Below are 21,580 nucleotides of genomic sequence, written 5' to 3' on the forward strand. Positions count from 1 at the left end.
GGAAGGATCTTTATGACAATTACACCAAATGATATTTTAGAAAAAGAATTTAATAATAAGTTCCGTGGCTATGATCCAGAACAAGTAAATGATTTTTTAGATATTGTGCGCGTAGAGTTAGAGAAAAAACTAGAAGAAAATCACAATTTAACGCGTGATTTAGCAGAAGCTAAAGATAAAATTGACTATTTTTCACAATTACAAGAATCTTTAAATTCTTCAATTATTATTGCACAAGAAGCAGCAGAACGTCTAAAACAAAATGCTCGTAAGGAAGCAGAATTAATTCTCTATGAAGCTGAAAGTGAAGCAGGACGAGTAATTGATGAAGCGAATGCGCAATCAAATGAAATTTTTGAAGAGGCAGAGAGGTTGAGAAGTGTAACGAAAAAATATCGTCAAGAATTACGTCGTTTAATTGAAAATCAATTATCCATTGTAAATAACACTTCATTTGAAGATTTGTTTGATGGTACAGCTTTAACACCTGCTCAGACACGTGAACAAAGATCAGTAACGAGTAATCGTCTGGAAGATTTAGAACAAAATGCTAAGCTTGAAGCCATAGATAGTGAAGAAAATGAAGATTTATCTATGACGCAAGTTTTTGATTTGAATGACTTAAGGGAAATTCATGTGGATGAAAAAGATGAAGATTCTTCTGAGTCTATGAAAACTATGCCTTTAAGTCGTGAAGAATTAGAGGCTTTTGAACGAAATCATTCATCAGAAAGAGACTCTGATGAAGCAGAAAAATCTGATGAAGCCTTACATGGTGAAACAATTCGTATTGACCTTCCAACAGAAGACTAATATAATTAAGAAAATTATTGGTAAAAGCTGAGATAGAAATAAGAAGATGGATATAATACATTAGCGACTTGAGGATGGTGCAAGCTCAAGAGTCCCTGTATCTTTCTTTATCATTCTATTCAATGACTAGTGAGTCAAAGTTGACTAGCTAGATCCGCTTCAAAAGCGTTATCATGAAGAGTGAATAGTTTAACTATTAAATTGGGTGGTACCGCGTATTTGACGTCCCTTCTTAGGAAGGGGCTTTTTTTATAGAGAGGAGAAAACTAATGAAATTAAAAGATACTTTGCACCTTGGAAAAACATCCTTTGATATGCGAGCGAATCTTCCTGTTAAAGAGGTAAGCTTACAAAAGGAATGGCAAGAAGCTGATGTTTATCACAAAATGTTAGAAAAAAATATGGATTCAGAACCATGGATTCTACACGATGGTCCGCCATATGCCAATGGTCGCGTACATATGGGACATGCTTTCAATAAAGTTTCAAAAGACTTTATTACACGTTTTCGTTCAATGACAGGCCATTATTCTCCATATGTCCCTGGTTGGGATACTCATGGTTTACCAATTGAGTCAGCCTTACAGAAGAATGAAGGTGTGAACCGTAAAGAACACTCAACAGCAGAATTTCGTAAACTTTGCGAAGCCTATGCTTTAAAACAAGTTGAAGGTCAAAAAGAAAGCTTTATGCGCTTGGGAGTTAATGGAGATTGGGAAAACCCATACTTAACTTTGCAACCTAAATATGAAGCACAGCAATTACGTATTTTTGGACAAATGGCTGATAAAGGCTATATCTATAAAGGTGCGAAGCCGGTATACTGGTCCTGGTCGTCAGAATCTTCATTAGCTGAAGCTGAAGTTGAATATCAAGACGTAAGCTCACCTTCAATTTATGTAGCTTTCAAAGTGAAAGACGGTGGTGGCATCCTTCCTCAAGAAGCAGAATTTATTATTTGGACGACTACACCCTGGACATTACCTGCTAACCTAGGGATTTCTGTTTTAGGACAGGCTAATTATGTGCAAGTCGCAGTTGGCGGCCGTCACTTTATTGTCGCTGAAGATTTATTAGAAGTAGTAGCATCGACGCTTGAATGGGAAAATTATCCAGTCGAAGCACATTATAAGGGGCAAGATTTTGACCGTTTGACTGCTCAACACCCATTCTATGACCGTGAATCCTTACTAATGGTAGGCGATCATGTTACTTTAGAAACAGGTACGGGATTAGTTCATACGGCTCCTGGTCACGGTGAAGATGACTATTGGATTGGTTTAGAGTACGGTTTGGATATTTTGTCGCCAGTAGATGGCAGAGGACATTTTACAAAAGAAGCGCCTGGTTTGGAAGGTGTCTTTTATCTGAAAGGTCAAAAGCAAATTGTTAAGACCTTAAAAGAAAATGGTAGCCTCTTGCATTATTCAGAATTTGTTCACTCTTATCCGCACGATTGGCGAACTAAAAAGCCGGTTATCTACCGTGCAACGCCTCAATGGTTTGCTTCGATTGATAAATTCCGTGAAGAACTGCTTGATAATGTTGAAAATGCAGTCACTTGGCACCATCCATCGGGTAAACGTCGTATTTATAATATGATTCGTGACCGTGGCGACTGGGTAATTTCTCGTCAACGTGTTTGGGGAGTGCCTTTACCAATTTTCTACGCAGAAAACGGAGAAGCTATTTTAGAATTAGATATTGTCAATCATGTAGCCGATTTAGTAGAAGAACATGGAACGAACATTTGGTTTGAGTGGGAGGCAAAAGACCTTTTACCAGAAGGCTTCCAACATCCTGCTTCGCCAAATGGTCAATTTACAAAAGAAATGGATATTATGGATGTATGGTTCGATTCGGGTACATCGTATGCTGGCGTTTTACAAGCGCGAGAAGATTTAAACTTCCCAGCTGATTTATACCTTGAAGGTTCTGACCAATATCGTGGTTGGTTTAACTCATCGTTCACTACCTCTGTGGCTGTCAATGGTTTTCCACCGTACAAGGCGGTTCTTTCACAAGGTTTTGTAAATGACGGTAAGGGTCAAAAGATGTCTAAGTCTTTAGGAAATGTTATTGATCCAGTTGAAGTAATGAATGATTTAGGAGCAGATATTATTCGTTTGTGGGTCGCTTCTGTGGACTATGAAGCTGATGTACGTGTCTCTAATGAAATCCTCAAACAAGTCTCTGAATCCTATCGTAAGATTCGTAACACGCTTCGTTTTATGTTAGGTCTTGTGAATGATTATCATCCAGCTGAAAATGCCGTTCCTAAGGAAGAACTCACCAATCTCGATCAATATATGAATGCTAACTTTAACTTGTTTAAAGCGGATATCTTAGAAGCTTATGACAAGTATAGGTTCCCAGAACTTTATAAGCGCACTATGAACTTTATTTCTTCTGATCTTTCAGCTTTCTATTTAAATGTGGCTAAAGATATTGTATATATTGAAGCTAAAGATAGCCATGCGCGTCGTTCTATGCAAACAGTGATTTATCAAATAGTTCATGATATGTTAATTTTATTGACACCATTAATTGTACATACAGCTGAAGAAGCATGGAAAGATTTACCAGCGGTAGATGGTTTTATTCAATTAGCTGAAATGCCTAAGGCAGAACAGCTTGAGCAAGCTAGAGAGATTGTTGCTAAATGGGATGTCTTTTTTAAATTACAAACAGGAGTAAACAAGGCTCTCGAAGAAGCTAAGAATCAGCCAGAACAGGCAATTAAGAAATCCTTTGAGGCAGCCGTTTCACTATATATTAATGAAGAAGATCAAAAAGCCTTCGATTTACTAAGTGATCAGCCTGCACAATTATTTACTGTATCACAATTAAACGTTCAATCCATTAATCAAGCACCACAAGATGCACATTCGTTTGAAGATTATGCCGTGAAAGTTGATTTTGCAAAAGGAGATGTTTGTGATCGTTGTCGTGCAGTAAGACCAGAAGTCGGCACAATTGAAGGAGCAGAAGAACTTTGTCATCGCTGCCATGAAATTGTGAAAGCGGACTATCCTGAATATTTTGAGAATAAGGAATAACTTTATAAAAAAAGACAGGGCCAAAGCCCTAAAAAACAGTGGCGAATTGATATGAGATTCGCCACTGTTTTTGTCGTATTTAGGACTTTTTACCTAGTTTCTTTTAATACTCCTAAAGAGTGTTTAAAGTAAAAATTAAAAATCATCAAAATAATTATCTTGTGACGTTTTAGGATTCATAGCTTGTTGTTTTTGTTCATTTGAAATAGCTAATAACCGTTCTTGCAGTTGACTTTCCATTGATTCTAATTCTATTTGAGCGGCTTGTCTTTGTTGTCGTCCTTCAGCTTGAATTTGTAATGTTGTTTCAATCGTTTCGATCAAATCAGCCTGCGTTTTTTGTAAGGTTTCGATATCGATAATACCTCTTTCAGTTTCTCTAGCTGTATCAATGGCCGATTGTTTCAGCATAGCGGAATTGCGACGTAACAAATCATTGGTTGTTTCTGAGACCATTCTTTGAGAAGTGGCAGCGTCTTGCTGTCTCAAAAGTGCAAGGGCAATGGTAATTTGATTTTCCCAAAGAGGAATAGAGGTATGAACAGAGGCTTGAATTTTTTCAGCCAAGGCTTGGTTAGTATTTTGAATCATCCGAATTTGTGGAGCTTGCTGGATAGTCATTTGACGGGTAAGTCTTAGATCATGGGTGCGTTTGTCTAAACGATCTAAAAATTGGTTAAGGTCATGGACTTCCTGCACATCCATTTGGCTATTGCTTTCTTGAGCTTTTTTAATAGCTTGAGGAATCGTTTTGGATTGTAATTCTTCAATTTTAACTTCACCCGCTGCAATATAGACATTTAAAGCCTCAAAGTAGTCTTTGTTCTTTTGATAGAGTGTTTCTAACATCATATTGTCATTGAGTAATTCGTTTTTTTCTCTTTCTAAACGAATAACGACTTTGTCTAATTGATTACCGATTTTTTGATATTTCATTTGGGTATCAGAGATGGAGGTACGGACTTGGCCAAAAACTTTTTGAAAAAGATTAGGTCGACTGGTTAACTCCTTAGGATTCGACTGTTGTAAGGTAGTCATTAAATCCGTTAAAACATCACCGACTTCACCCGTATCTTTAAGTTGGACATTATGTAGCATTGAATGGGAGAATTCTGACAAACGCTTTTGTGCTTTAGCCCCATAGGTGATAACAGCAGAAAGGTTTTTCTCGTCAATCTGCTGGGCGAGTTTACGTGCTTGAGCTTGACGATTTTTACTCAAGCGGTCAATTGTTTTCTCATTGGTAACTTTTTTCTGTGAAAGAATTGAAGCTTTTGATAATTCGCTTTGCAAAGATTGAATGGGTTCAATCCGATCTTCTTCTTGGTCAAAGGGATCCGTCAGAAGATCATCAATTTCATCAAAAGAAGTGGTTTGAGTTAAATCCTGATTATTTGAGTTTAGTTCATTCATCGCTTTATTCTCCTTCATTATCTAGTTCTTTAAGCTCTTCAAAAGGGTCATCCATATCAAAATTATCCATTTTAGATTTTTTTGAATTTTGGCTGAATCGATTTGTTTGATTATTAGATTCATTATGTAACATTCGGTCGGCTAGTTTCAAGCCATCTTCCAATTCTTGATAGGTTTCGGAGTGAAATTTCAAATAATCCTCAACAATTTCTTGACTCAACTGATCGATTGTTTGGGCACTTTTTTCTAAAATTAAATAGCTTTGCTTATTTTTTGCCACATGTGAATTAATTTCATTATATTTTTCTAATAGATCGTCTAACTGTGGAAGATAATTGATGAGGAAATCAGAAGCATCCAGTCGACGATTGGGCTCTTCAACGATATCTTTAAAGTAATTCTTTGAAACTTTGACGATATTGTGTCGGATTTCAATGGCGCGCATTTTAGCCGTTTTTTGAAAGTTGGCTTCAATATTAATAATCTGTTTACGCGAATCAGCCATTTGACTTCTGAAAGCTTCAATTTCTTGTTTACTTAAGCCTGCTGCTTGATAATGCTCTAGCATGTTGCGACTAGGCTTTTTGTGAGTAGGATGGAAAAATGACTTCCTGTGGGTTTTAAATGTATTCGGTTTTGTTATAAGCGCTAAAAAAGCAACCCCAGCTGAACAAAATAGAATAGCAATGCTTAGATAATATAAGCTAATGGCAGAAGCAGTAAAATAACTCTCTAAACCAATATAACCATAAGATTGGGATTGACTACTAGCAATAGCCAGACCCACTAATAAGGTAAGGACTTGACCAACATAATAGAAAAACCAAATCCATGCCGCAGAATTTATTTTACGAATAAAGTAAAAGAGAAAGGCTAAGAGAAGCCATCCGGCAACAATAGCTAAAGTGGAATAGACGAGGGCCATTATATAGTAGCTATTATAAAAAATGAATGTTAAAACATGCTCCATCACAATTAAAGAAAGTAAGGCAAGGATATTTTTCTTCAAAGTAACCGTCCAAATATCGGATAAATGATTTCCTTTTTTAACAAAATGATTGAATTTGCGAACAATATTTAGCAGAGGGCCTGCTAATAAGAATATAAAAATTATATTGATTAAAGCTAACATGATTGCAACCTCCCTTTTCTTAATTTTAGAATACCATAACTAGAAAAAAGTCTTATCGGACTTGAGGCCTATTCTTAAACTTAACCATTGAAAAGACTTGAAAGAAAGAATAGTAGTCGCTAAACTGAGTAGGAATTAATAGCTAAGGAAATAGTTTTAAGAGGTGAAAATTATGAAAGATAAGGTAGAGACAATTTCATTTATCAAAAATAATGAAACACTATCTGTTAACCAAATCTACGATGGGGCCATTTTACAACTCTATCAAAATGAAGTACGTCTACCCAACGGTCAAACGGCAAAACGTGAGTTGATTCATCACCTGCCAGCAGTGGGTATATTAGCTGAAACAAAAAATAATGAAGTTGTCCTGGTTAAACAGTATCGTCCGGCTATTGCTGATGAAATTTACGAAATTCCAGCTGGAATTATCGATCAAGTAGAAGGTCAACTCGAAGAGCCTCTTATAGCCGCCAAACGTGAGTTAAATGAAGAAACGGGTTACGCTTCAGCAGAGTGGATATTTAATTCTAAATTTTATATTTCACCGGGTTATATTGATGAGGCCATATACCTTTTCTTTGCTAAATCCATTGAAGAGGCAAAAGAAAAGCTAGATCAAGATGAAAACGAAGAAGTTTCGCATTACTTATTTACGGCCCAACAAGTGAGGGAAATGATTAAGAATGGTGAAATCATTGATTTAAAAACTTTATATGCTTTAAGCATTTGGTTAAATAGTTTGGAGGTTTAGTTATGGGACTATTTTCAAGCAAAAAGAAAAAACACGACGATTATCAAGCTTATTTAAATTATGAGCAAGAAGGAAATGATCGTTTAAATCATCAGCCTTCTTCAAACAACCAAGTGGATTGCTTTGATCGGTCGATCTATTCAGAAGATAGTGAGCTCTACCATGAATTTATTAATCGGGCAGAAGCCATGGATGATTCACAACCTTATCCAAATTATTATGAGGAAGTGACTTCACAATTTGATAGTCAGAATGACTTTGACATGACTAATGAGATGGATGCAGAAGGAGATGGAGTATACAAAGCTTTTAATGAGCAATTAGTTGATAAAGACCAAGCAAGTTCACTCGAGGATTATCACCATCAATCAATGGGGGAAGATATTAGTTCTATTAGAAAAAGAGCTAAATATTCAGCTAAAATTGACCGTTTTTTAAATAATGGCATTATCATAGTAGGTGTTCTATTAGTCTTAGTTTTGTTAATCGCTTTTTTGGCATAGGAGGGGTGGTTAGATGAAAAAAATTGGAATTATTGGTGCAATGGAAGAAGAAATTCGTCTCTTAAAAAATGAACTATCAAATTTAGAAGTTCATAATTACTATGGCTTTGAGTTTTATCAAGGAAGATTGAGTGGTAAAGAAGTTGTCCTAGTTCAATCAGGAATTGGAAAAGTTAATGCTAGCCTTTCAACTGTTTTAATGGTTGATCATTTTGAGGTGGATTTAATTATAAACACTGGAAGTGCCGGAGGTCTGTCACCAGACTTATCAGTGGGTGACTTGGTGATTGCTGATGGTTTAATCCACCACGATGTAAATCTTTTAGTCTTTGGATACGACCAAGGTCAAATGGCTGGCATGCCGACAATATATCAACCAGATGAAGATACCAGTCAATTGGCCTATCGATTGGCTAAAGAGAAAGGACAAACCGCAATTAGAGGACTGATTGCTTCAGGAGATCAATTCATTAGTGACAGTCAACAAGTAAACAATATTCGTCAAGTTTTTCCTAACGTAAAAGCAGTTGAGATGGAATCAGCGGCTATCGCACAAGCTGCTTATATTCTAAAAACACCATTTATTATCATTCGTTCAATCTCCGATAAAGCAGATGAAGAAGCTGGAATAAGTTTTGATGAATTTATTTTATTGGCCGGACGCAAATCAGCTGAGATGGTAATTGATTTACTGAGTAAAATTGATTAAAAAAACTTGCTAATCTTTTATTAATCGGTATAATAAAAAGAGTGTAAAATAATGCAGCATAGAAAAAGAAAGCGCGTCAACAGTTAGTAACGTCAACGTTAATGAGTAACCACGGCTGCACAAGGTGAAAAACTAACTGCACGCATTCGATTTTCTAACCACTTATTTTACTCCAATACATATTTTATGGAGGAATTTTAATGTCACGTTATACAGGACCCTCATGGAAACAATCTCGTCGTTTAGGAATTTCATTAACTGAAACTGGTAAGGAGTTATCAAAACGTCCGTTCCCACCAGGACAACACGGTAATCAACGTAAAAAATTATCAGAATATGCTTTACAAAAAAATGAAAAGCAAAAATTACGCTTTATGTATGGATTAAATGAACGCCAATTCCGCACTTTATTTAATCGCGCTGGCAAAATCTCCGAAGGTAAACATGGTGAAAACTTCATGGTTATGTTAGAGCGTCGTTTAGATAACTTAGTTTATCGATTAGGTTTAGCTACTACTCGTCGTCAAGCACGTCAACTAGTAAACCACGGCCATATTACTGTTGATGGCAAGCGTGTAGATATCCCGTCATATATTGTTGAACCAGGACAAGTAATTAGTGTTCGTGAACGCTCACGTAATTTAGCTATTATCAAGGAAGCATTAGAAACAACAGTTACTCGTTTAGAGTTTGTGAACTTTGATGCTGATAAATTAGAAGGTAGCTTAGTTCGTTTACCATTACGTAGCGAATTAAATGCTGAAATTGATGAAGCCCTAGTCGTAGAATACTACAATAAATTAGGCTAAATCTTAAAGAGATTGTTACATAAGATTGGGAGCTTTCCCAATCTTATTTTTTTCCATTAGAGCCTAAGGAAGTTTTTTATTGAACAATGCCTTTAAAAGAAAGCCTTCAAATGTTATAATGTATGGTGATTATTTATGCAAAAGGCCAATAGGCAGGGGATTAGAAATAAGTAGAGGAGCGAAAAGGAATGAGTATTAAATTCACGGACATCCTGTTCTTGATCATTGTAGCAATACTCTTAATCTATGGATTAATTTATTATTTCCGTACACAGAGAAAGAAAGAAATTAAAGATTTGGAACAACGTAAAGATGAAATGATGTCTATTTCTGTTGCTGACCAGCTCTTTACTTTGAAGAATATGAATCTATCTGGTCAAACAAAAAGAAAATATGAAAGTTTAGTGGCTACTTGGCAAACCATTACCAACTTTCAATTTACTGAAATAGAAGCCGCTTTGGTAGGTTCTGAACAATTTGTAGAACAAATGAATCTAGTGAGAGCAAAAAACGCACTAAATCAAGCACGTGAAATTCTTGATGAAACAGAAATTCAAGTTCATCAATTGCACCAGGAATTAACAGAATTATTGGCAACAGAGGATGAAAATCAAGAACGTTATGAAGCCTTACTTGAACGTTATCAAACTGCTCGCAAAAGTGTCATGAATCATTCTTTTGATTATGGGCCAGCGATTGAAACGCTTGAAAAAAACCTTCAATATTTAGAGTTGAACTTCACTAAATATAATGAACTAACTGCTAACGGTGATCATCTAGATGCTCAAGATATGCTAGATAACTTAGAGGCTGACTTATCGTCATTTGAAGAAATCTTACAAAAGATTCCAAGTATGTACGATAAGATTCAAAGTGAATATGAAGATTCACTTGAAGATATTAGAGATGGCTACGAAAAAATGGTGGCTAGTCGCTTTAACTTTGATAATATTAATGTTTTAGAAGAAATTGATAAAATTCAAGAGCAGTTAAACCAAGCCAAAAACGAGATTAAAAATGCTGATTTAGCTGACGCTAAAACCTTAATGGACAAAGCAGAGCGTGAAATTAATTCCTTATACGATCAGTTAGAATCAGAAATTATGGCTAAAGAATATGTGAATAGTCACCTTCATCAATTGAAGGGACGAATTGAAGCAGTAACTGAAAACAATCGTTATGCAGGAATAGAAGTCGATCGGATCTCTCAATCTTACATCTTACATAATAATGAATTAGACCAAGTCAATGACTTAACCGAAAGAATTCGCTTAGAGTATCAAAAATTCAAAGATATGGAAGTTGATATTGAACAAAATCATGCCGTATTTACTCAAATAGAAAGCAAAATGCGTAAAATCGAGCGTTCTATTGAAGAAATAGCAGATGAACAAAATCAGTTAGTAAAATCGATAGCTGGCTTAACCAGTCGAGAGAAAGAAGCTAAATCAAATCTTGATTTATATGAATTAGACCTTAGAAATATGAAGCGTAAGTTAGAAAAAAACCATTTGCCTGGCTTACATGATAGCTATTATGAATTGTTTTATAAGGTAACTGATCATATTGAGAACCTCTCTCAACAACTCAATCGTGTCCGAGTGGATATGAATCAAATTGATGAGATGGAAGGTAATTTAGAACAAGGTTTAGATGAATTGGAGGCAATGACTGAAGAAACCATCGATTCAGCCATGCTCACCGAATATATGATTCAACATTCCAATCGTTTTCGCTACGATTACCCAGAGGTAGACCAAGCAATTAAAGAAGCGCAATACTACTTCCACCAAGAATTCCGTTACCGTGAAGCTTTGGCAACCATTGAAAAAGTCCTTCGTCAAGTCGATCCAGATGCACCGACGCAAGTTCGAAGGATGTATCATCAAGAAAAACAAATCCGATTTTATTAAAAGTAAAGTCCGAATAGATTCCTTGGTTTTGGGATCTGTTCGGTTTTTTCTTGAGTCAATTGTCGTTACTAAATAGAAGTAAGAAAGGATTACAGATGTTATATTTTGATCATGCCGCAACCACTCCAGCTCGTGCTACTGTTTTAGACACCTACAATCAAGTAGCTCAAAAATATTTTGCTAACCCTTCAAGTGCCCACAAATTAGGTCAAGAGGCCAATAGTCTGTTGAATAATGCTCGGCAACAAATTGCAGACTTATTACTTTTTAAAAGCAATGAAATCTTTTGTACCTCATCAGGGACTGAATCTAACAATTGGACACTTCAAAGTCTATTATCAGCTCACGCTAAGCTTCATCCTAATAGGCGACAAATTATCCTATCAGCTATTGAGCACCCTTCTATTCGCTCGCAAATTGACCACTTAAAAACAAGAGGCTTTGAAGTAATCCTAGCACCGGTGGATCATAATGGTCAATTGGATTTAAACAGCTTTGAAAATCTACTGAGTGATCAAGTATTACTTGTTTCTACTATGTTAGTCAATAATGAGGTAGGATCTTTTTTACCAGTTGAACCATTGGCACAAAAATTAGAAAACTATCCACAAATCCTTTGGCATGTTGACGCTGTTCAAGCCATAACTTGTAGGATGAAAGCTATGCATCATAGTAGAATTGATTTATTAACTCTTTCTAGCCATAAATTTCACTCGGTAAGAGGGGTGGGACTCTTAGCCATTCGCCAACGTGTTACGAAAGCACCTTTATTATTTGGAGGCGGTCAAGAGTTTGGTATGCGCTCTTCTACTGAAAACCTACCAGCGATTGTAGCAACGGCCAAAGCTTTAAGATTAGCTTGGGAAAACCAAGCAGAAAGTATCAAACACATAAATCATTATCGCACTCAAATAACTCAAGCACTTAAAAAAATGAATTGGCAAGTCTTTGGTGGTAGCCAGGAGCAAGTGAGTCCACATATTATCTGTGCGGCCTTTCCAGATGTGCCAGGCGAGGTATTACTTCAAGCTTTTTCCAATGCTGATATCATGATTTCGACAACTTCTGCTTGCTCAAGTCGTAAGAAAAATGACCATCATACCCTTAAAGCGATGGGCATTGATAACAATTTAGCTAATTCTTCAATAAGAATTTCTTTATCGCAGACAACCAGCCAAGCAGAAGTAGATCAATTAATTAAACCAATCCATGAGATTTCAACAAAGTTTAAGCAAGATTTGAAAGGAGCCTAAAAGATTGAAAGAGATGTTAATTCACTATGGGGAGCTCTCAACAAAAGGGCGTAACCGTAAAATGTTTCAAAATAAAATTGCTGAGCATATACGCTATAAAACCAAACATTTAGAGAAAATTAAAATTCATGCACATCATGATTTCATGCATCTTTATTGGCACGAAACAGCTTACGATGAACTGATTGAAATCATTAAAACAATTCCAGGAATTCAAAGGTTTGAACCTGTTTTTCCTGTTGAAAAGGATCTTCAAGAAATTGGAAAAAAAGCCCTTGAACTTTTTGCTGAGTTAAATGCTCAACCGGGAGATAGCTTTAAAGTAATTGCTAAGCGATCGGATAAGAACTTTGAGCATGATAGTATTGCCATTCAAAGAGAAATAGGGAGCATCATTCTGCAAGCCCATCCGGAATTAACGGTTGATCTGAGAAAAGCTAAACACAAAGTGGTCATATCCATCCATCAAGATATAGCCTATCTTAGTTTAAAAAATTATCCAGGTATGGGTGGCTTACCTTATGGTTCAAGTGGGAAAGGCTTATTAATGCTTTCGGGTGGTTTTGATTCACCGATTGCTGGTTATCAAATGATAAAAAGGGGAATGAAGTTGGAAATGGTTCATTTTGCCAGTCCACCTTATACTTCTTTACAAGCGCTTGAAAAAGCTAAACGATTAACAGCAGTTCTCGCTCAGTACGCCACTGCGATTACTTTTCACGAGGTTCCTTTTGCTCATATTCAGTTGGCGATTCGAGAACATGTTCCCGACAATTTATCCATGACTATTATGCGTCGGATCATGTTACGCCTAATGGATGCTTTGTTAAAAGAGCATAAAGCCCGAGCAATTGTTAATGGGGAGTCGCTAGGTCAAGTTGCCTCACAAACTTTACAATCGATGCAAGTGATTAATGAAGTGACCCATTCTTTAATATTAAGACCTTTAATTGCAGTTGATAAAAATGATATAATAGCAATGGCTGAAACCATTGGAACTTACGATATTTCTAATGAGCCCTATGAAGATTGCTGTACGGTCTTTGCACCAAAGTCACCTTGGACTAAGCCTAGACTTCATACTGTTAAAGAGTATGAGGCGCTCTTACCAATTGACCAACTAGTGAAAGAAGCCTTGGAAAATATCAAGACAAGTGAAATCACTGCTAGTTATCAAAGCGAAGCGGCTACAGCCTTCAATGATTTATTATAAGTTGTTGTCGCAAGAATTCATTAAGAAAGAGGAGTAATTATGACAGAAATTAAAACAATCAATACAAAAAAAGCCCCAGCAGCAATTGGACCATACTCTCAAGCAAAACAAGTAGGAGAGCTACTTTTCTGTTCAGGTCAAATCCCAATCAATCCAGCCTCAGGTGAAATAGAAGCAAAAGAAATAACAAATCAAACAAAGCAAGTAATTGCTAATATCGATGCTCTACTAAATGCAGCAGGATACTCTGCAGAAAATGTTGTAAAAACCACATGTTTCTTGGCAGATATGGGTGATTTCGCCGTTTTTAATGAAATTTATGCTGAATATTTCACATCCAAACCAGCTCGTTCAGCAGTGGCTGTTAAGACCTTACCTAAGAATGTGTTAGTAGAAATTGAAGTAATCGCTAGTTTATAATTTATAAGATATTAAAAAGAGCTGTCTAACGACTGATGTAAGTGGTTGTTGACGGTTCTTTTTTAAAATTTAAAGGAGATTGAAAATAATGATCGAAAATCAGATCAAAGAATTTGCTCAAATCATTCAGAAAAGTCGCAAGATTGTCTTTTTTGGTGGAGCCGGTGTTTCAACCGCATCTGGTATTCCAGATTTTCGTTCTGCAGATGGTTTGTTTATGCAAGAAACCAATTACCAATACTCAGCGGAAGAAATAATCTCGCATTCCTTCTATAAACAACATCCTCAAATCTTTTTTGAATACTATTTTGAGCATTTAGTCTATCCAGAAATACAACCCAATTTGGCTCATTTTTTTCTAAAAGAATTAGAAAACAAAGGAAAAGAAGTGACAGTTGTCACCCAAAATATCGATGGCCTCCATCAAAAGGCTGGTTCAAGTCGAGTCTTAGAACTTCATGGGTCTGTTTTAAATAATTTTTGTACGCAATGTGGTAGCTACTATGCTCTGGATCAATTAGAAAAAGATGCTCAGGGCATTCCACGCTGTCCTAAAGATCAAGCGATTATTAAGCCGGACGTGGTGTTATATGAAGAAAGCTTGAATGAAGAGACCATTAATCAATCAATCCAAGCCATTAGTCAAGCAGACCTCATGATTATCGCAGGAACTTCCTTAAATGTTTATCCGGCCGCTTCATTTATTCATTATTTTAGAGGAGATTCTCAAGTAATCATTAATCAGACACCAATTCTAATTAGCAAGCCCAATGCTTTGATTTTTGAAGATAAAATTGAGGCAGTTTTTCAGTTAGTGAAAGATTATTTAGCAAATAATGATTAAATGGCGAAGGCCTTGTTCAAAGCTGTAAAGAATGATAAAATAAGTCCAACTTAAATTTTAATTTGACTAAGAAGAGAAGAGTAATTCATCACCATCCAGAGAGGAAACCTTGCGCTGAAAGTTTCTCGATGAATGAAGGTAGCTTGGAGTCATAAGACATGAGAAATCAACAATAGTGTCTTACGGAGTCTGCTCCGTTAACAAGAAAGAGTGATTAAGTAACTTTTTTACTTGATTAAATTTAGGTGGTACCACGTAATTGACGTCCTATGCAAAGCATAGGATTTTTTTTATGAAAATGAATTAAGGAAGGTGTAACGATGGTAGAAAATACGAAGCAAATGCCAAGTAAGTACCAACCTCAGACGGTTGAAGCAGGTAAATATCAAAAATGGATAGAACAAGGTGTATTTAAGCCTTCAGGAGATTCTAAAGCAGAGCCATATTCAATTGTAATTCCACCCCCTAACGTAACGGGTAAATTACATTTAGGTCACGCTTGGGATGTGACTTTGCAGGATATGATTATCCGTTCTAAAAGAATGCAAGGCTATGATACTTTATGGTTACCTGGTATGGACCATGCTGGAATTGCGACTCAAGCTAAAGTGGAAGAGCGTTTAGCAGAAGATGAAAACTTAAGTCGTCATGATTTAGGGCGGGAGAAATTCCTAGAAAAAACTTGGTCTTGGAAGGAAGAATATGCAACCATTATCCGCCAGCAATGGGGGAAAATGGGTATTTCAGTCGATTATGCGCGTGAACGTTTTACGCTGGATGACGGTTTAAACAAAGCAGTTAATAAAGTCTTTGTTAAACTTTATGAAAAAGGACTTATCTATCGGGGAGAATATATTATTAACTGGGATCCAAAAGCCCAAACGGCTCTATCCGATATTGAAGTGATCCATAAAGATGTACCAGGTGCTTTTTATCATGTTAATTATCCAATGGTTGGTAGTGATGAAGTGGTTCAAATTGCCACCACCCGTCCTGAAACACTTTTAGGCGACACAGCGATTGCTGTACACCCTGCTGATGAGCGTTATCAACATTTGATCGGTAAAAAAGTACTCTTACCATTAATGAATCGTGAAATTCCTGTCGTAGCAGATGAGTATGTGGATCGAGAATTTGGTACAGGTGTAGTGAAGATTACCCCAGCTCATGACCCGAATGACTTTGAAGTCGGTAACCGTCATCATCTACCACGAATGAATGTGATGAAAAAAGATGGCACTATTAACGAATTAGGTGGAAAATATGCAGGCATGGATCGCTTCGATGCACGCAAGCAAATTGTAAAAGATTTAAAAGAGCAAGGCTACTTAGTTAAGATTGAAGAACATACGCATTCAGTGGGCCATTCTGAGCGTTCTGGGGCGGTCGTAGAGCCTTATCTATCTACTCAGTGGTTTGTCAAGATGAAACCTTTAGCCCAGCAAGCTTTGGCTAATCAAGCAACCGATCAAGCAGTTGAATTTTACCCACCACGCTTTAATCAAACTTTCCAAACTTGGATGGACAATGTTCATGATTGGGTGATCTCACGTCAACTTTGGTGGGGACATCAAATTCCAGCCTGGTACCATAAAGAAACAGGTGAAGTTTATGTTGGCGAACAAGCCCCCAGTGATGAAGAAAATTGGTTAAGAGATCCGGATGTTTTAGATACATGGTTCTCATCTGCCTTGTGGCCATTTTCAACCATGGGTTGGCCAGAAGAAGGTCACGATTATCGTCGCTACTTCCCAACCAGTACCCTAGTGACCGGTTATGATATTATTTTCTTCTGGGTGTCGCGTATGATTTTCCAATCTTTAGAGTTTACGGGTAAACGACCTTTCCAAAATGTTTTAATTCATGGATTAATCCGTGATAGCCAGGGGCGTAAGATGTCAAAATCGCTAGGCAATGGAATTGATCCAATGGACGTTATTGATGAATATGGGGTGGATTCCCTTCGCTGGTTCTTAGCCACAGGGTCGACTCCCGGACAAGATATTCGTTACTCCACTGAAAAGATGGGAGCAGCTTGGAACTTTATTAATAAAATCTGGAATGCTTCACGTTATGTATTAATGAATGTGGGTGATTTAACCATTGAAAATTTAGAAATCAAGCAAGATTTGACACTTGCCGATCAGTGGATTCTTTCCCGTTTACAAACAACAATTGAAGAAGTAAGCCGTTTATTTGAACGCTTTGAATTTGGAGAAGCAGGTAGGGTCTTATATCATTTCATTTGGGATGATTACTGTGACTGGTATATCGAAATGACTAAAGAACAGTTGCAAGATCAAGAACATGATCATTTTGCCACTAAATCAGTTCTTGTTTATGTCTTGGACCAATTCTTACGTCTATTACATCCAATTATGCCCTTTGTAACTGAAGAAATTTGGCAGCAAATTGCTCCACAAGCTGCATCAATCGTTACAGCAGCTTATCCAACCGTTAAAGAAGAATACAAAAACGATATTGCTGAAAAACAAATGCAGGAATTGATTGAAGTCATTACAGCGGTGCGTCAAATCAGAAATGAAATGAACACACCATTATCTAAAGCTTTAAAAATGATCATTAAAGTTCAAGATAAGGGTATTGAAGAAAGTTTAGAAAGTAACCGGGCATACATTAATCGTTTCTGTCACACAGACCACTTAGAAATTGCTGCTAATCCTGAAATAGAAGGAGAAATGGTTACACAGACACTTTCATTTGCACAAATTTTCATCCCATTAGCTGGATTAGTCAAAATAGAGGATGAGATTAAGCGCTTGGAGCAAGAAGTCACTAAGTTAGAAAAAGAAGTCGAACGTCTAGTGAAGAAACTTTCGAATGAAGGATTTGTTGCTAAAGCACCTGCTCAAGTAGTTGAAGGTGAACGCACTAAATTAGCTGAATATGAACAAAGGTTAAAAGCAGTGCAAGAAAGAATTGAAGAATTAAAACTATTAATCTAAATAGTTAGAAAAAGAGGAATCAAAATGACGTTTACAAATGTTGATGAGGCGACTCATTGGTTGTTAAACCAAATCAATCCTATCCCAAGACCTGATATGACTAAAATGTATCAAGCTTTGGAATACGTGGGAAATCCTCACAAAGGTTTACCAATTATCCATATCACCGGGACTAATGGTAAGGGATCAACGGTAGCTTATTTAAGAGATTTACTGTCGAGCCAGGGCTATAAAGTAGGATCTTTCACCTCGCCACATATTGAGCGGTTTAATGAGAGAATTACTTTTGATGGTCAACAAATTAGTGACGAAGCGCTCATTCGTTTAACCAATCAATTGGTTGAATTAAATGATTACATGGAAGCCTACTCTCCTTATGGTCGTTTAATATATTTTGAACTATTTACTATTATGATGTGCTTATATTTTCAAGAAAAAAAACCGGATGTTTGCTTGATTGAAGCAGGAATCGGAGGCATGTCGGATTGTACCAATGTTTTAGACGGAGAGATTGCCGTTGTTACTTCTATTGGTATGGATCACGCGGATATGTTAGGAGACACCTTAGAGTCCGTTGCTCTTGAAAAAGCGGGCATCATCAAGCCGCAAAAAGAGGTTGTCACAGGACTTATTCAAAAAAGTCCTCTAAGCATTATTGATAAATGGGCAAATGCTCGCACAGCTGTCCACCACTCTTATGACCAAACTTTCGGTGTCAAAAATATTAACAAGTTAAGCCCTTTTAAGACTCAATTCCAATTTTGGACTGACAGTCAAGCAATTCCACAAGAAGCTTTTGAAATAAATATGGTGGGAGATCATCAGGTGAGAAATGCGGCCGTTTCTTTGCAAGTATTTATTTCATGGATGGCTCACCAAAAGCAAACGATTGATTGGCCCAAAGCGAGAGAGGCTTTGCAAAAGACAAAATGGATTGGTCGATTAGAAAAGATTTTTGAAAATCCATACATCTTTTTAGATGGGGCGCATAATATGGAAGGGCTGACCGCACTGAAAAGTGTGGTAGATGAGAATTTTTCTGCTTTCGAGATCACCATTATTTATGGAGGTTTAAAGAAGAAAAATCAAGCAGAACAAGTTCCTTTATTGTTGAATTTTCATGCCGAAAAAGTTTATTTGACTTCCTTCCACCATTTCGAAGCTATGAAAGAAAAAGATTTTGCAGAAGTTTTACAAGCCGAATCAATTGTCAATCGTCATAAAGCCCATTACGTTGATGATTGGAAAAGTTGGATGAATGATTATCAATTAAATAATCAAAATAATAAGCAGGCCCTCTTATTAATAACGGGCTCTCTATACTTTGTCTCAGAAGCTAGAGCCTATCTCTTAGCTCACCAAATGATTTAACTTATTGAATAATAGCGAGCACTTTTCCTCCTTACTTCTTGTATTTATTGATACTAGCAGTAAGGGGGAATTCTTTTGTCATCGAATAACTCTTGTATCCGTCAAATGACCCAGCAAGACCAGCCGCGCGAACGTCTCAGACAATACGGTGCTAAAAATTTATCCAATCATGAATTGTTGGCTATTCTCCTTAGAACAGGAAGCAAAAAAGAAAATGTCTTAAACTTAGCCATTCGTTTGCTTAGTCATTTTGAACCACTCAACACTTTAAAAATTGCCTCACTTAGTGAACTCCAATCGATTAAAGGAATTGGTCCTGCTAAAGCAGTTGAGATAAAAGCAGCGATTGAGTTTGGGAGTAGAGTGCAAGATGCCCAATTTAAAAAACAGGGCGTTCTAACTTCAACTTCTCAAGCAGGGCAATGGTTGATTAAAGAGATGGGAGACCTTCATCAAGAACATTTAGTCGCTCTTTTTCTAAATAGTAAGAATGAAATTATCAAAAAACAAACCATCTTTATCGGTTCGGTCAATAGTTCGGTAGCTTGCCCAAGAGAAATTTTTAAAGAAGCGGTAAAATATCCAACTGCAAGGCTAATTATTGCTCACAACCATCCTTCTGGTAATCCAGATCCTTCACAGGCAGATTTGCTATTTACCAAGCGAATGATAGCGTGTGGGGAGATGATGGGGATTGAACTTTTGGATCATTTGATTATTGGAAACGATCGCTATTTGAGTTTGCGTGAAGCGAGTGATTGTTTTATTTAGTTATCTTTAAATGCTAAATGATAAAATACTTGAAAACTATTGAAATAGAATAGCCAGCTATGTTAGAATTTAGATATGTTTTTGTAAGGGGTATCATAGTTTGGGAATTCCACTTCGTACCAAGAGCAAGAATATAATTAATACAGGTGCTTAGGCACGAGGAGGATATTTGTAAATGGAACAAGGTACAGTAAAATGGTTTAACGAATCTAAAGGTTTTGGCTTTATCGAACGTGAGGGTGACTCAGACGTATTTGTACACTTCTCAGCCATCCAAGGTGAAGGCTTCAAAACTTTAGCAGAAGGACAAGCAGTTCAATTCGAAGTTGAGGAAGGCGCTCGTGGACCTCAAGCAGTTAATGTTGAAAAATTAGCCTAGACTTTCGACCAATCTAATCTATCGAATCAAAAAATACCGTAAGGGAACTAAATAACCTTGCGGTATTTTTTGATAGCTATAATCGTGCTCAAGCAGTTGTTTAAAAACCAAATGAAATTTCCAAAATTTAAAATTCAGTTGAGCAAAGAAAGGGTTCGCTAGTTTTTAAACTTTTTTTTTGCTATAATTTACAAAGCTATTGCTATTATTTGAAAGGCGGATGAATGCATGGGGATTTTTGGCAAACAGCAAATTGGAATTGACTTAGGCACTTCAACAACCATCATTTACATTGCACGAAAGGGTATTGCATTGCGCCAACCCTCTATAGTAGCAATTGACAAAGAATCAGGAGAAGTTGTTGCCTATGGAAAAGAAGCATCGAAACTAGTTGGAAGAACGTCAAACCGTTATGAAATGATTTACCCCATTCGTAAGGGCGTTATCGCTAACTTCTCAATGACCAAAATGATGTTGGGCCATTTTATTACTCAAGCCTTACGTCATTCCTTCTCAAAACCAGAAGTTGTCATTAGTTCGCCAAGCCAAATTTCTAAAGTAGAAAGAAAGGCACTAATTGATGCAATCAAATCATTAGGAATCAACCGAGCAATGATTGTTGAGGAGGCTTTTGTAGCAGCTCTAGGAGCGAATTTAGCAATTGAAGAAGCAAGAGGAAAAATGATTGTGGATATCGGTGGAGGTACTACCGATATCGCCACTTTATCATATGGCGAGATTGTAGATTCCTTAACGCTTAGTGCAGCCAGTAATAATATGAATGAAGAAATTCAATCTCAAGTTCGCCAAGAACACAATTTAATTATAGGAAATTATACGGCAGAGACTTTAAAAATAGTGATAGGGGAAGCCTTGTATGATCCTAAAGAAGAAAATGATCATTTAATTGTAAAAGGTAGAGATGTTATAACCGGCGTGCCCAATGAAGCCAAAGTATCCACTCAGACAGTTGCAAAAGCAATTGATGTAGTAATTCATCAAATTATTTTAGGAATAAAACAGGTGTTAGAATTAACCCCCCCTGAATTATCTGCAGACATCATGGAAACAGGTATTATTTTGACTGGTGGCGGGTCTTTACTTAAACATCTACCAGAACGAATTGAAAAAGAATTAGGTCTTTCTGTACGAAGAGCCGATTTACCCATCGACTGTGTCGCTATGGGTGCAGGACGTATGTTTAATGAGTTGGATCGTCAATCATCAGCGATTGAGCGGAGTTTAAGATAATTGTTTA

At 36.8% G+C, this 21,580-nt stretch carries 18 protein-coding genes and 1 other annotated feature; of the genes, 16 read left to right on the plus strand and 2 right to left on the minus strand.

Translation table 11 applies throughout. The features are described 5' to 3' along the window. Positions 1 to 12: 12 nt before the first annotated feature. Together ACQV2O_RS03310 and ileS are read left to right on the plus strand one after the other, a co-directional pair. Complete coding sequence (locus ACQV2O_RS03310) at positions 13 to 813, plus strand: DivIVA domain-containing protein (RefSeq protein ID WP_428874980.1); 801 nt, start codon at positions 13 to 15, stop codon at positions 811 to 813. 269 nt (positions 814 to 1,082) lie between these two features. Further along, positions 1,083 to 3,872, plus strand: a complete 2,790-nt coding sequence (gene ileS, locus ACQV2O_RS03315; protein WP_428873877.1) for an isoleucine--tRNA ligase — start codon at positions 1,083 to 1,085, stop codon at positions 3,870 to 3,872. A 135-nt stretch (positions 3,873 to 4,007) separates the two neighbouring features. Here ileS and ACQV2O_RS03320 read toward each other — a convergent pair whose 3' ends face one another. Together ACQV2O_RS03320 and ACQV2O_RS03325 are read right to left on the minus strand one after the other, a co-directional pair. Beyond that, on the minus strand, positions 4,008 to 5,285 hold the full coding sequence (locus tag ACQV2O_RS03320; RefSeq protein ID WP_428874981.1) for a toxic anion resistance protein: 1,278 nt from the start codon (positions 5,283 to 5,285) through the stop codon (positions 4,008 to 4,010). 4 nt (positions 5,286 to 5,289) lie between these two features. After that, positions 5,290 to 6,417: a 5-bromo-4-chloroindolyl phosphate hydrolysis family protein gene (locus tag ACQV2O_RS03325; RefSeq protein ID WP_428874982.1), complete on the minus strand. Its 1,128-nt coding sequence runs from the start codon at positions 6,415 to 6,417 to the stop codon at positions 5,290 to 5,292. 172 nt (positions 6,418 to 6,589) lie between these two features. Between ACQV2O_RS03325 and ACQV2O_RS03330 the strand changes: the two genes are divergently transcribed. From ACQV2O_RS03330 to ACQV2O_RS03395, 14 genes are all read left to right on the plus strand, one after another. Next, complete coding sequence (locus tag ACQV2O_RS03330) at positions 6,590 to 7,171, plus strand: NUDIX hydrolase (RefSeq protein WP_428874983.1); 582 nt, start codon at positions 6,590 to 6,592, stop codon at positions 7,169 to 7,171. Positions 7,172 to 7,173: 2 nt separating this feature from the next. Next, complete coding sequence (locus ACQV2O_RS03335; protein WP_428874984.1) at positions 7,174 to 7,674, plus strand: hypothetical protein; 501 nt, start codon at positions 7,174 to 7,176, stop codon at positions 7,672 to 7,674. Between the two features lie 13 nt (positions 7,675 to 7,687). Further along, on the plus strand, positions 7,688 to 8,383 hold the full coding sequence (locus tag ACQV2O_RS03340) for a 5'-methylthioadenosine/adenosylhomocysteine nucleosidase (protein WP_428873882.1): 696 nt from the start codon (positions 7,688 to 7,690) through the stop codon (positions 8,381 to 8,383). A gap of 200 nt (positions 8,384 to 8,583) precedes the next feature. After that, the gene (rpsD, locus tag ACQV2O_RS03345; protein WP_428873883.1) at positions 8,584 to 9,192 is read left to right on the plus strand and encodes a 30S ribosomal protein S4; all 609 of its coding nucleotides are present in this window, start codon (positions 8,584 to 8,586) and stop codon (positions 9,190 to 9,192) included. Between the two features lie 188 nt (positions 9,193 to 9,380). Next, the gene (locus ACQV2O_RS03350; RefSeq protein WP_428873884.1) at positions 9,381 to 11,105 is read left to right on the plus strand and encodes a septation ring formation regulator EzrA; all 1,725 of its coding nucleotides are present in this window, start codon (positions 9,381 to 9,383) and stop codon (positions 11,103 to 11,105) included. A 95-nt stretch (positions 11,106 to 11,200) separates the two neighbouring features. Beyond that, the gene (locus ACQV2O_RS03355) at positions 11,201 to 12,358 is read left to right on the plus strand and encodes a cysteine desulfurase family protein (RefSeq protein ID WP_428874985.1); all 1,158 of its coding nucleotides are present in this window, start codon (positions 11,201 to 11,203) and stop codon (positions 12,356 to 12,358) included. A gap of 13 nt (positions 12,359 to 12,371) precedes the next feature. Then, on the plus strand, positions 12,372 to 13,571 hold the full coding sequence (gene thiI / locus ACQV2O_RS03360; protein ID WP_428875004.1) for a tRNA uracil 4-sulfurtransferase ThiI: 1,200 nt from the start codon (positions 12,372 to 12,374) through the stop codon (positions 13,569 to 13,571). A gap of 39 nt (positions 13,572 to 13,610) precedes the next feature. Next, a complete protein-coding gene (locus tag ACQV2O_RS03365; protein WP_428873886.1) occupies positions 13,611 to 13,991 on the plus strand; it encodes a RidA family protein in 381 nt (126 codons plus the stop codon). Between the two features lie 88 nt (positions 13,992 to 14,079). Further along, positions 14,080 to 14,835: an NAD-dependent protein deacylase gene (locus ACQV2O_RS03370; RefSeq protein ID WP_428873887.1), complete on the plus strand. Its 756-nt coding sequence runs from the start codon at positions 14,080 to 14,082 to the stop codon at positions 14,833 to 14,835. Between the two features lie 59 nt (positions 14,836 to 14,894). After that, positions 14,895 to 15,108, plus strand: a binding site (T-box leader). Positions 15,109 to 15,155: 47 nt separating this feature from the next. Then, positions 15,156 to 17,801, plus strand: coding sequence for a valine--tRNA ligase (locus ACQV2O_RS03375; RefSeq protein WP_428874987.1), 2,646 nt, complete (start codon positions 15,156 to 15,158; stop codon positions 17,799 to 17,801). Between the two features lie 24 nt (positions 17,802 to 17,825). After that, entirely contained in the window at positions 17,826 to 19,172 is a 1,347-nt protein-coding gene (locus ACQV2O_RS03380; RefSeq protein WP_428874988.1) for a bifunctional folylpolyglutamate synthase/dihydrofolate synthase, read from the plus strand. Between the two features lie 105 nt (positions 19,173 to 19,277). After that, positions 19,278 to 19,943, plus strand: coding sequence for a RadC family protein (radC, locus tag ACQV2O_RS03385; RefSeq protein ID WP_428873899.1), 666 nt, complete (start codon positions 19,278 to 19,280; stop codon positions 19,941 to 19,943). A gap of 175 nt (positions 19,944 to 20,118) precedes the next feature. Further along, positions 20,119 to 20,322: a cold-shock protein gene (locus tag ACQV2O_RS03390; RefSeq protein WP_428873890.1), complete on the plus strand. Its 204-nt coding sequence runs from the start codon at positions 20,119 to 20,121 to the stop codon at positions 20,320 to 20,322. Between the two features lie 228 nt (positions 20,323 to 20,550). Continuing rightward, positions 20,551 to 21,573, plus strand: a complete 1,023-nt coding sequence (locus ACQV2O_RS03395) for a rod shape-determining protein (protein ID WP_428873891.1) — start codon at positions 20,551 to 20,553, stop codon at positions 21,571 to 21,573. Positions 21,574 to 21,580: the final 7 nt, after the last annotated feature.

Origin of the sequence: Facklamia sp. P13055 (assembly GCF_050409445.1) — a bacterium.
Taxonomy (GTDB): domain Bacteria; phylum Bacillota; class Bacilli; order Lactobacillales; family Aerococcaceae; genus Facklamia.

What these genes read in the sequence shown, in the direction of transcription:
- ACQV2O_RS03310 (WP_428874980.1), top strand. Translation starts at nt 13, where the DNA reads ATGACAATTACACCAAATGATATTTTAGAAAAAGAATTTAATAATAAG.
- ileS (WP_428873877.1), top strand. Translation starts at nt 1,083, where the DNA reads ATGAAATTAAAAGATACTTTGCACCTTGGAAAAACATCCTTTGATATG.
- ACQV2O_RS03320 (WP_428874981.1), bottom strand. Translation starts at nt 5,285, where the DNA reads ATGAATGAACTAAACTCAAATAATCAGGATTTAACTCAAACCACTTCT.
- ACQV2O_RS03325 (WP_428874982.1), bottom strand. Translation starts at nt 6,417, where the DNA reads ATGTTAGCTTTAATCAATATAATTTTTATATTCTTATTAGCAGGCCCT.
- ACQV2O_RS03330 (WP_428874983.1), top strand. Translation starts at nt 6,590, where the DNA reads ATGAAAGATAAGGTAGAGACAATTTCATTTATCAAAAATAATGAAACA.
- ACQV2O_RS03335 (WP_428874984.1), top strand. Translation starts at nt 7,174, where the DNA reads ATGGGACTATTTTCAAGCAAAAAGAAAAAACACGACGATTATCAAGCT.
- ACQV2O_RS03340 (WP_428873882.1), top strand. Translation starts at nt 7,688, where the DNA reads ATGAAAAAAATTGGAATTATTGGTGCAATGGAAGAAGAAATTCGTCTC.
- rpsD (WP_428873883.1), top strand. Translation starts at nt 8,584, where the DNA reads ATGTCACGTTATACAGGACCCTCATGGAAACAATCTCGTCGTTTAGGA.
- ACQV2O_RS03350 (WP_428873884.1), top strand. Translation starts at nt 9,381, where the DNA reads ATGAGTATTAAATTCACGGACATCCTGTTCTTGATCATTGTAGCAATA.
- ACQV2O_RS03355 (WP_428874985.1), top strand. Translation starts at nt 11,201, where the DNA reads ATGTTATATTTTGATCATGCCGCAACCACTCCAGCTCGTGCTACTGTT.
- thiI (WP_428875004.1), top strand. Translation starts at nt 12,372, where the DNA reads ATGTTAATTCACTATGGGGAGCTCTCAACAAAAGGGCGTAACCGTAAA.
- ACQV2O_RS03365 (WP_428873886.1), top strand. Translation starts at nt 13,611, where the DNA reads ATGACAGAAATTAAAACAATCAATACAAAAAAAGCCCCAGCAGCAATT.
- ACQV2O_RS03370 (WP_428873887.1), top strand. Translation starts at nt 14,080, where the DNA reads ATGATCGAAAATCAGATCAAAGAATTTGCTCAAATCATTCAGAAAAGT.
- ACQV2O_RS03375 (WP_428874987.1), top strand. Translation starts at nt 15,156, where the DNA reads ATGGTAGAAAATACGAAGCAAATGCCAAGTAAGTACCAACCTCAGACG.
- ACQV2O_RS03380 (WP_428874988.1), top strand. Translation starts at nt 17,826, where the DNA reads ATGACGTTTACAAATGTTGATGAGGCGACTCATTGGTTGTTAAACCAA.
- radC (WP_428873899.1), top strand. Translation starts at nt 19,278, where the DNA reads ATGACCCAGCAAGACCAGCCGCGCGAACGTCTCAGACAATACGGTGCT.
- ACQV2O_RS03390 (WP_428873890.1), top strand. Translation starts at nt 20,119, where the DNA reads ATGGAACAAGGTACAGTAAAATGGTTTAACGAATCTAAAGGTTTTGGC.
- ACQV2O_RS03395 (WP_428873891.1), top strand. Translation starts at nt 20,551, where the DNA reads ATGGGGATTTTTGGCAAACAGCAAATTGGAATTGACTTAGGCACTTCA.